Here is a 7,965-nt window from a genome sequence, read left to right on the forward strand (position 1 = left end):
TTGTCCTCGTCACTTCTCTTGTTTCAGGTCTCTGTTTCGAGCGTGATCTTGTCCGAATCCGGGTTCCACTTTTCACAGCGTGGTTCGGTTCGGGATCGCGCTCCAGATCAGAAGATCTGGCAGAGGATTTCCCCGCCGACATTCTGTTCACGCGCTTCGTGGTCGGCCATCACGCCCTTCGGCGTCGAAAGGATGGCGATGCCGAGGCCGTTGGCGACGTGCGGGATCGACTTCGCCGAAACGTAAACGCGACGGCCCGGCTTCGAGACGCGGGCGATTTCGCGCACCACCGGCGCACCGTCGAAATACTTCAGCTCGATCTCGATTTCGGACTTGCCGTTGTCGAAGTCGGTCTGGCTGTAATCGCGGATATAGCCTTCCGCCTTCAGCACGTCGAGGACGCGGGTGCGCAGGCGCGAGGCCGGCGTCGAGACGCTCGACTTCTTGCGGCCATAGGCGTTGCGGATGCGGGTCAGCATATCGCCGAGAGGATCGCTCAATGACATGTTATGTCCTCCTTACCAGCTCGACTTGACCAGGCCCGGGATCTGGCCGTTGTTGCCGAGATCACGAAGCGCGATGCGCGATACTTTGAGCTTGCGATAGTAGGCACGCGGACGTCCGGTGACTTCGCAGCGGTTGCGGATGCGGATCTTGGCCGAGTTGCGCGGCAGTGCCGCAAGCTTCAGCTGAGCGCGGAAGCGCTCTTCCATCGGCTTGGACTGATCCATGATGATCGCCTTGAGGACCTTACGCTTGGCAGCGTACTGGTCCACAAGCTTGCGGCGCCTGTTGTTCTTCTCGACTGAGCTGGTCTTTGCCATTTCAGATTTTTCCTTTTCTCGCTGCCGTTACTGGCGGAAGGGGAAGTTGAAGGCCTTGAGCAATGCCCTGGCTTCGTCGTCCGTCTTCGCAGTCGTACAAACGATGACGTCCATGCCCCAGATCTGATCAACCTTGTCGTAGTTGATCTCCGGGAACACGATGTGTTCCTTGATGCCCATGGCATAGTTGCCACGGCCATCGAAGCTCTTCGGATTGAGCCCGCGGAAGTCGCGGACGCGCGGCAGCGCGATGTTCACGAGGCGATCGAGGAACTCGTACATGCGTTCCTTGCGCAGCGTGACCTTGGCGCCGATCGGCATCTTTTCGCGGACCTTGAAGCCGGCGATCGAGTTGCGCGCATGGGTGACGACGGCCTTCTGGCCGGCGATCAGCGCAAGATCTTCCGCCGCGATCGACGGCTTCTTCGAATCGCCGGTCGCCTCGCCGACGCCCATGTTCAGCACGATCTTGTCGATGCGCGGAACCTGCATCTCGTTCTCGTAGCCGAACTGCTCCTGCAGCGCCTTGCGGATGGTCTCGTTGTAGACCTGCTTGAGGCGCGGCGTGTTCTGGGCAGTCGCCTGCTTGGTTTGAGCCTTAGCCATTGATGACTTCTCCCGAGCGCTTGGCGACGCGCACCTTCTTGCCGTCCTTCTGGAAGATGAAGCCGACGCGGGTCGGCTTGCCATCCTTGGGGTCGGCCAGCGCGATGTTCGACAGCTGGATCGGCGCTTCCTTGGTGATGATCCCGCCCTCTTGGGACTGGGACTGCTTCTGGTGACGACGGATCATGTTGACGCCGCGCACCAGCGCGGTGTCTTCCTTCGGCTGTACCGAGAGGACTTCGCCCGAACGGCCCTTGTCCTTGCCGGCCAGCACGACGACCTTGTCGCCTTTTCTAATCTTCTGCATTGGTCCGGCTCCTTACAGCACTTCAGGCGCGAGCGAGATGATCTTCATGTGGTTCTTGGCGCGGAGTTCGCGCGGAACCGGTCCGAAGATACGCGTGCCGATCGGCTCTTTCTTGTTGTCGACGAGAACGGCCGCGTTCTTGTCGAAACGGATCACGCTGCCGTCCGGGCGGCGGATGTCCTTGGCCGTGCGAACCACGACCGCCTTCATCACATCGCCCTTCTTGACGCGGCCGCGCGGGATGGCTTCCTTGATCGACACCACGATGATGTCGCCCACGGAAGCGTATTTCCGCTTCGAGCCGCCCAGCACCTTGATGCACATGACACGACGGGCGCCGGAATTATCCGCGACGTCGAGGTTTGTTTGCATCTGAATCATGACTGGCCGCCTTCTTCTCTTCTAACGGGACGGGCTCAAAGCCCCTCCCCGGTCTGTCCAAAATTCGTTGTTTACGCCTGGTCCGAAGACACGACGGTCCAGCGCTTGTCCTTGGAAATCGGCTTCGATTCCTGGATGAACACCTGATCGCCGACCTTGTGGGCGTTGTTCTCGTCGTGCGCCTTGTACTTCTTGGTCATGCGCACGGTCTTCTTCATCACGGGATGCGTGAAGCGCCGTTCGACCTTGACGACAACCGTCTTCTCGTTTTTGTCGCTGACGACGGTGCCCTGCAGAATGCGCTTTGGCATGGTTTTCGTCCTTAAGCCTTCTTAGCCGCGGACTTTTCCGCAGCGATGGTCTTGATACGCGCAATGTCCTTGCGGACCTGCCTCACGCGCGCGGTCTTCTCGAGCTGGCCGGTGGCCTTCTGGAAGCGCAGGTTGAACTGCTCCTTCTTCAGGCTGGCCAATTCGTCGGTCAGCTGGTCCTGGGTCTTGGTCCGGATGTCTTCGGCTTTCATGATCAGCCCGTCCTTATTCTGCGATGCGCTGTACGAAGCGCGTCCTGACCGAGAGCTTGGCCGCGCCGAGACGCAGCGCCTCACGGGCGGTTTCCTCATTGACGCCGTCGATCTCGAACATGATGCGGCCGGGCTTGACACGCGCCGCCCAGTAATCGACCGCGCCCTTGCCCTTGCCCATGCGGACTTCGGTCGGCTTCGACGTCACCGGCACGTCCGGGAAGATACGGATCCAGACGCGGCCGGCGCGCTTCATCTCGCGGGTGATCGCGCGGCGGGCCGCCTCGATCTCACGCGCGGTGACGCGGTTCGGCTCAAGCGCCTTCAGCCCGAAACCGCCGAAATCCAGATTGGTGCCACCCTTGGCGGCACCGTGGATACGACCCTTGAACTGCTTGCGGAACTTTGTGCGCTTTGGCTGCAGCATCGTTCTAACTCCAATTCTCAACTGTCTCAGGCGTTTTCGCGACGGCGACCGCGTTCGCGCTCACCACCACCGCCATGCGCATGATCGCCCTCGGTAGCGCGGCGCTCCGAAGCCATCGGGTCGTGCTCGAGGATTTCGCCCTTGAACACCCAGACCTTGACACCGCAGATGCCGTAGGCGGTGTGTGCTTCGGCGGTGCCGTAGTCGACGTCGGCGCGCAGCGTATGCAGCGGCACGCGACCTTCGCGATACCATTCCATGCGCGCGATCTCGGCGCCGCCGAGACGGCCGGCGCAGTTGATGCGGATGCCTTCGGCACCGAGGCGCATCGCCGACTGCACGGCGCGCTTCATGGCGCGGCGGAACGCGATACGGCGCTCGAGCTGCTGGGCGATCGACTGGGCGACCAGCGTCGCGTCGATCTCCGGCTTACGCACTTCGACGATGTTCAAATGCGTCTCGGACTTCGTCATCTCCATCAGCTTCCTGCGAAGCTTCTCGATGTCGGCGCCCTTCTTGCCGATGATCAGGCCCGGACGCGCCGCATGGATGGTGACGCGGCACTTCTTGTGCGGACGCTCGATCACGACCTTCGAAATCGCAGCCTGCTTGAGTTCCTTCTCAAGATACTTGCGGATCTTGATGTCCTCGTGCAGCAGCTTGCCGTACTCGCCGGTGTTGGCGAACCAGCGCGAATCCCAGGTCCGGTTGATGCCGAGACGCAGACCGATCGGATTGATTTTCTGGCCCATTATGCGGCCTCCACTTTTTCTTCGACTTCACGAACGACGATCGTGAGGTGCGAGAACGGCTTCTCGATACGGCTGGCGCGGCCACGGCCACGGGCATGGAACCGCTTCATGACGATCGACTTGCCGACATAGGCTTCCGCCACGATCAGCGCATCGACGTCGAGGTCGTGGTTGTTTTCCGCGTTGGCGATCGCCGATTCCAGCGTCTTCTTGACCGTGCCGGAAATCCGCTTGGCCGAGAATTCGAGATCGGAAAGCGCTGTCGCGACCTTCTTGCCGCGGATCAGCGCGGCAACCAGGTTCAGCTTCTGCGGGCTGATACGGATCGTGCGCAACACGGCGCGCGCTTCGTTGTCAGCAAGCCTGCGCGGAGCTTTGGCCTTGCCCATGATTATTTCCTCTTCGCCTTCTTATCCGCGCCGTGACCGTAATAGGTCCGGGTCGGAGCGAATTCACCGAACTTGTGGCCGACCATGTCCTCGTTCACCGAAACGGGAACGTGCTTCTGGCCGTTGTAAACACCGAAGGTGAAGCCGACGAACTGCGGCAGGATGGTGGAGCGACGGCTCCACATCTTGATCACCTCATTGCGACCACCTTCACGAACCTTGTCCACCTTCTTGAGAAGGTAGCCGTCGATGAAGGGGCCTTTCCAAATCGAACGAGTCACTTGGCGTTACCTCTTCTTAGCTCTTGCGCTGATGGCGCGAGCGCAGGATGAACTTGTCGGTCGCCTTATTGGACCGCGTCTTCTTGCCCTTGGTCGGCTTGCCCCAAGGCGAAACCGGATGGCGGCCACCCGAGGTGCGGCCTTCGCCGCCGCCGTGCGGATGGTCGACCGGGTTCATGGTCACGCCGCGGTTGTGCGGACGTTTTCCCCGCCACACCGTGCGGCCTGCCTTGCCGTCATTGATGTTGCCGTGGTCCGGGTTGGACACGGCGCCGACAGTGGCCATGCACGAGCCGTGGACGACACGCTGCTCGCCTGAGTTGAGGCGCAGGATCGCCATGCCCTGGTCACGGCCGACGAGCTGGGCATAACCGCCAGCCGAACGGGCAACCTGGGCGCCCTTGCCCGGCTTCAGCTCGATGTTGTGGACGATCGTGCCGACCGGCATCGAGGCCAGCGGCATCGCATTGCCCGGCTTCACGTCGACCGCTTCGCCGGCCACGATCTTGTCGCCGGCAGCAAGGCGCTGCGGAGCGATGATGTAGGACAGCTCGCCGTCGTCATACTTGATCAGCGCGATGAAGGCGCTGCGGTTCGGATCGTATTCGATACGCTCGACTGTGCCGACAATGTCGAACTTGCGGCGCTTGAAGTCGATGATGCGGTACGTACGCTTATGACCGCCGCCGATGAAGCGGGCCGTGATGCGGCCGTAATTGTTGCGGCCGCCCGATTTGGTCAGGCCCTGGGTCAGGCCCTTGACGGGCTTGCCCTTGTAGAGGCCCGAGCGGTCGACGATGACCAGCTGGCGGGTGCTCGGCGTTATCGGGTTGAATTTTTTCAGTGCCATGTCTGTTGTCCTCGCGGTCTTGCTCAGAGACCCGTCGCGACGTCGATCGACTGGCCGTCGGCCAGCGTCACAATCGCCTTCTTGACGTCGCTCTGGCGGCCGATCGTGCCGCGGAAGCGCTTGATCTTGCCCTTGCGGACAAGCGTGTTCACGGCCATCACCTTGACGCCGAACAGCGCTTCGACGGCAGCCTTGATTTCCGGCTTCGACGCCTTCTTGGCGACGTTGAATACGACCTGGTTCTGCTCGGAAGCCATGGTCGACTTTTCGGTGATTGCCGGCGAGACGATCACGTCGTAGTGACGAAGGTCGGTCATTTGAAGCGCTCCTCGAGAGCCTCGACGGCGGCCTTCGAAAGGACCAGCGTGCCGCGGCGCAGAATGTCGTAGACGTTGATGCCCTGGATGGGCAGCACGTCGATGTTCGGGATGTTCGTCGCCGCCAGCTTAAAATTCTTGTCGAGCTCGGCGCCGCCGATCAGCAGGGCGTTGGACAGGCCCAGCGTCGCGAAATTCGCGATCAGCGCCTTGGTCTTGGCCTCGGTCAGCATCAGCTCATCAATGATGATGAGCGAGGCGCTTTTGGCTTTGGCCGAGAGCGCATGCTTGAGGCCCAGCGCACGCACCTTCTTCGGCAAATCGTGCTCGTGGCTGCGGACGACCGGGCCGTGGGCCTTGCCGCCGCCGCGGAACTGCGGAGCGCGTGCCGAATGGTGACGGGCGCGGCCCGTACCCTTCTGCTTGTACATCTTGGCGCCGGTGCGGGCGATCTCGGCGCGACCCTTGGTCTTGTGCGTGCCCTGCTGCTTCTTGGCAAGCTGCCAGCGAACGACGCGCTGCAGGATGTCCTCGCGCGGATCAAGGCCGAAAATCTCCTCGGAGAGTTTCACCTTGCCGGCGTCCTTGCCGCCAAGCGTTGTGATCTTGAGGTCCATTATTCCGCTCCCTCTGTGGCCGGGGCATCTACTGTGGCCGGGGCATCGTTCTTGGCGCCACCATTGGTTGCAATGGCGCGGATTGCGGCGGGCTTCGGCGCATTGGCCGGCAGCGCAACCTTGGCTGCGTCACGGACCAGGATCCAGGCGCCCTTCGAACCGGGAACCGCGCCGCGGATCAGGATCAGACCGCGATCGGCATCGGTCGAGACGACCTCGACATTCTGCGTGGTGACGCGGGTGTCACCCATGTGGCCGGCCATATGCTTGCCCTTGAACACCTTGCCCGGGTCCTGGCGCTGGCCGGTCGAGCCGTGCGTACGGTGCGAGACCGAGTTGCCGTGGGTCGCGCGGCCGCCGCCCATGTGGTGCCGCTTGATGACGCCCTGGAAACCCTTGCCGATCGTGGTTCCCGTCACATCAACCTTCTGCCCTACGACGAAATGATCGACGGTAATCTCGGCGCCGACATCGATCATGTTGTCGGCGGAGACGCGGAACTCGGCAACCTTGGCCTTCGGCTCGACGGAAGCGGTCGCGAAATGGCCGCGCATCGCCTTCGACGTGTTCTTCACCTTGGCAAGGCCAACGCCGAGCTGGACGGCGGTATAGCCGTTCTTCTCCTGCGTGCGCTGCGCCACGACCTGGCAGTTCTCCATCTGGAGAACGGTGACGGGAACATGTTCCCCGGCATCGTTGTAGATGCGGGTCATTCCCACCTTCTTTGCAATCACACCTGAACGCATCGGTTCATTCCTTTAGAGTTCCCTGTCGGGGCTTTCGCCCCTCCACGCCTCTTGTTCCTTCAGAGTTCCCTGTCGGGGCTTTCGCCCCTCCACGCCTCTTGTTCCTTCAGAGTTCCGGGTCGCCCCGCCGCTCTGGTTCCTTAGAGCTTGATCTCGACGTCGACACCGGCGGCAAGATCGAGCTTCATCAAAGCGTCGACCGTCTGCGGGGTCGGATCGACGATGTCGAGCAGACGCTTGTGCGTGCGCATCTCGAACTGCTCGCGGCTCTTCTTGTCGACGTGAGGCGACCGGTTGACCGTGAACTTTTCGATCCGCGTCGGCAGCGGAATGGGGCCGCGGACGTTGGCACCGGTGCGCTTGGCCGTCGACACGATTTCCCGCGTCGAGGCGTCAAGCACCCGGTGATCAAACGCCTTCAGGCGGATGCGGATATTCTGTCCGTTCATGCGTCACTTCCTTGTTCTGGCGCGGCGCGGGCAGCGCCCGCGACAGATCGGTTTAAGTCCAAATTACTCTTTGATGGTGACGACGATGCCGGCACCGACGGTGCGGCCGCCTTCACGGATGGCGAAGCGCAGCTTCTCTTCCATGGCGATCGGCACGATCAGCTCGACATCGACGGTGATGTTGTCGCCCGGCATCACCATCTCGGTGCCTTCCGGCAGCGACACGATGCCGGTCACGTCGGTCGTGCGGAAGTAGAACTGCGGCCGGTANTTGGTGAAGAACGGCGTGTGACGGCCGCCCTCGTCCTTGGTCAGGATGTAGGCTTCGGCGACGAACTTCTTGTGCGGCTTGACCGTGCCCGGCTTGGCCAGAACCTGGCCGCGCTCGACACCTTCACGGTCGACACCGCGCAGCAGCGCGCCGATGTTGTCGCCGGCCTGGCCCTGGTCGAGCAGCTTGCGGAACATCTCGACGCCGGTGCAGGTCGTCTTGGTG

17 protein-coding genes are annotated in these 7,965 nt (G+C 62.0%); all 17 read right to left on the minus strand.

Annotation, left to right across the window (positions count from 1 at the left end; genetic code table 11):
- Positions 1-107 precede the first annotated feature (107 nt).
- Positions 108-506 carry a 30S ribosomal protein S8 gene (gene rpsH / locus M727_RS0119235; RefSeq protein WP_006205453.1) on the minus strand — a complete coding sequence of 133 codons (399 nt, stop codon included), beginning with the start codon at positions 504-506 and terminating at the stop codon, positions 108-110.
- 12 nt (positions 507-518) lie between these two features.
- The gene (gene rpsN, locus M727_RS0119240) at positions 519-824 is read right to left on the minus strand and encodes a 30S ribosomal protein S14 (protein WP_023799286.1); all 306 of its coding nucleotides are present in this window, start codon (positions 822-824) and stop codon (positions 519-521) included.
- A 27-nt stretch (positions 825-851) separates the two neighbouring features.
- Complete coding sequence (gene rplE / locus M727_RS0119245; RefSeq protein WP_023799287.1) at positions 852-1,430, minus strand: 50S ribosomal protein L5; 579 nt, start codon at positions 1,428-1,430, stop codon at positions 852-854.
- Positions 1,423-1,737 (minus strand): 50S ribosomal protein L24, encoded by a 315-nt coding sequence (gene rplX / locus M727_RS0119250; RefSeq protein WP_013531428.1) that lies wholly within the window; start codon positions 1,735-1,737, stop codon positions 1,423-1,425. The genes rplE and rplX overlap by 8 nt, the downstream gene beginning before the upstream one ends.
- A gap of 12 nt (positions 1,738-1,749) precedes the next feature.
- Positions 1,750-2,118, minus strand: coding sequence for a 50S ribosomal protein L14 (gene rplN / locus M727_RS0119255; protein ID WP_006205457.1), 369 nt, complete (start codon positions 2,116-2,118; stop codon positions 1,750-1,752).
- A gap of 71 nt (positions 2,119-2,189) precedes the next feature.
- Positions 2,190-2,429, minus strand: a complete 240-nt coding sequence (gene rpsQ, locus M727_RS0119260) for a 30S ribosomal protein S17 (RefSeq protein ID WP_023799288.1) — start codon at positions 2,427-2,429, stop codon at positions 2,190-2,192.
- Between the two features lie 11 nt (positions 2,430-2,440).
- Complete coding sequence (gene rpmC, locus M727_RS0119265; RefSeq protein ID WP_023799289.1) at positions 2,441-2,641, minus strand: 50S ribosomal protein L29; 201 nt, start codon at positions 2,639-2,641, stop codon at positions 2,441-2,443.
- Between the two features lie 13 nt (positions 2,642-2,654).
- Positions 2,655-3,068 carry a 50S ribosomal protein L16 gene (rplP, locus tag M727_RS0119270; RefSeq protein ID WP_023799290.1) on the minus strand — a complete coding sequence of 138 codons (414 nt, stop codon included), beginning with the start codon at positions 3,066-3,068 and terminating at the stop codon, positions 2,655-2,657.
- Positions 3,069-3,094: 26 nt separating this feature from the next.
- Positions 3,095-3,820, minus strand: a complete 726-nt coding sequence (gene rpsC / locus M727_RS0119275; protein WP_023799291.1) for a 30S ribosomal protein S3 — start codon at positions 3,818-3,820, stop codon at positions 3,095-3,097.
- On the minus strand, positions 3,820-4,209 hold the full coding sequence (gene rplV, locus M727_RS0119280; protein ID WP_023799292.1) for a 50S ribosomal protein L22: 390 nt from the start codon (positions 4,207-4,209) through the stop codon (positions 3,820-3,822). The genes rpsC and rplV overlap by 1 nt, the downstream gene beginning before the upstream one ends.
- A gap of 2 nt (positions 4,210-4,211) precedes the next feature.
- A complete protein-coding gene (gene rpsS, locus M727_RS0119285) occupies positions 4,212-4,490 on the minus strand; it encodes a 30S ribosomal protein S19 (RefSeq protein WP_006205463.1) in 279 nt (92 codons plus the stop codon).
- A 16-nt stretch (positions 4,491-4,506) separates the two neighbouring features.
- Entirely contained in the window at positions 4,507-5,340 is an 834-nt protein-coding gene (rplB, locus tag M727_RS0119290; RefSeq protein WP_027154041.1) for a 50S ribosomal protein L2, read from the minus strand.
- A gap of 23 nt (positions 5,341-5,363) precedes the next feature.
- Entirely contained in the window at positions 5,364-5,657 is a 294-nt protein-coding gene (locus M727_RS0119295; protein ID WP_010909275.1) for a 50S ribosomal protein L23, read from the minus strand.
- Entirely contained in the window at positions 5,654-6,274 is a 621-nt protein-coding gene (rplD, locus tag M727_RS0119300) for a 50S ribosomal protein L4 (RefSeq protein ID WP_027154042.1), read from the minus strand. The genes M727_RS0119295 and rplD overlap by 4 nt, the downstream gene beginning before the upstream one ends.
- Positions 6,274-7,020, minus strand: a complete 747-nt coding sequence (gene rplC, locus M727_RS0119305; RefSeq protein ID WP_027154043.1) for a 50S ribosomal protein L3 — start codon at positions 7,018-7,020, stop codon at positions 6,274-6,276. The genes rplD and rplC overlap by 1 nt, the downstream gene beginning before the upstream one ends.
- Positions 7,021-7,160: 140 nt before the next feature.
- Positions 7,161-7,469, minus strand: coding sequence for a 30S ribosomal protein S10 (gene rpsJ, locus M727_RS0119310; RefSeq protein WP_006205468.1), 309 nt, complete (start codon positions 7,467-7,469; stop codon positions 7,161-7,163).
- Between the two features lie 63 nt (positions 7,470-7,532).
- Positions 7,533-7,965, minus strand: a 433-nt coding sequence (locus M727_RS0119315; RefSeq protein ID WP_027154044.1) for an EF-Tu/IF-2/RF-3 family GTPase, incomplete at its 5' end; no start/stop codon positions are given.

Source organism: Mesorhizobium sp. WSM2561, from assembly GCF_000513915.1.
Taxonomy (GTDB): domain Bacteria; phylum Pseudomonadota; class Alphaproteobacteria; order Rhizobiales; family Rhizobiaceae; genus Mesorhizobium; species Mesorhizobium muleiense.

What these genes read in the sequence shown, in the direction of transcription:
- rpsH (WP_006205453.1), bottom strand. Translation starts at nt 506, where the DNA reads ATGTCATTGAGCGATCCTCTCGGCGATATGCTGACCCGCATCCGCAAC.
- rpsN (WP_023799286.1), bottom strand. Translation starts at nt 824, where the DNA reads ATGGCAAAGACCAGCTCAGTCGAGAAGAACAACAGGCGCCGCAAGCTT.
- rplE (WP_023799287.1), bottom strand. Translation starts at nt 1,430, where the DNA reads ATGGCTAAGGCTCAAACCAAGCAGGCGACTGCCCAGAACACGCCGCGC.
- rplX (WP_013531428.1), bottom strand. Translation starts at nt 1,737, where the DNA reads ATGCAGAAGATTAGAAAAGGCGACAAGGTCGTCGTGCTGGCCGGCAAG.
- rplN (WP_006205457.1), bottom strand. Translation starts at nt 2,118, where the DNA reads ATGATTCAGATGCAAACAAACCTCGACGTCGCGGATAATTCCGGCGCC.
- rpsQ (WP_023799288.1), bottom strand. Translation starts at nt 2,429, where the DNA reads ATGCCAAAGCGCATTCTGCAGGGCACCGTCGTCAGCGACAAAAACGAG.
- rpmC (WP_023799289.1), bottom strand. Translation starts at nt 2,641, where the DNA reads ATGAAAGCCGAAGACATCCGGACCAAGACCCAGGACCAGCTGACCGAC.
- rplP (WP_023799290.1), bottom strand. Translation starts at nt 3,068, where the DNA reads ATGCTGCAGCCAAAGCGCACAAAGTTCCGCAAGCAGTTCAAGGGTCGT.
- rpsC (WP_023799291.1), bottom strand. Translation starts at nt 3,820, where the DNA reads ATGGGCCAGAAAATCAATCCGATCGGTCTGCGTCTCGGCATCAACCGG.
- rplV (WP_023799292.1), bottom strand. Translation starts at nt 4,209, where the DNA reads ATGGGCAAGGCCAAAGCTCCGCGCAGGCTTGCTGACAACGAAGCGCGC.
- rplB (WP_027154041.1), bottom strand. Translation starts at nt 5,340, where the DNA reads ATGGCACTGAAAAAATTCAACCCGATAACGCCGAGCACCCGCCAGCTG.
- M727_RS0119295 (WP_010909275.1), bottom strand. Translation starts at nt 5,657, where the DNA reads ATGACCGACCTTCGTCACTACGACGTGATCGTCTCGCCGGCAATCACC.
- rplD (WP_027154042.1), bottom strand. Translation starts at nt 6,274, where the DNA reads ATGGACCTCAAGATCACAACGCTTGGCGGCAAGGACGCCGGCAAGGTG.
- rplC (WP_027154043.1), bottom strand. Translation starts at nt 7,020, where the DNA reads ATGCGTTCAGGTGTGATTGCAAAGAAGGTGGGAATGACCCGCATCTAC.
- rpsJ (WP_006205468.1), bottom strand. Translation starts at nt 7,469, where the DNA reads ATGAACGGACAGAATATCCGCATCCGCCTGAAGGCGTTTGATCACCGG.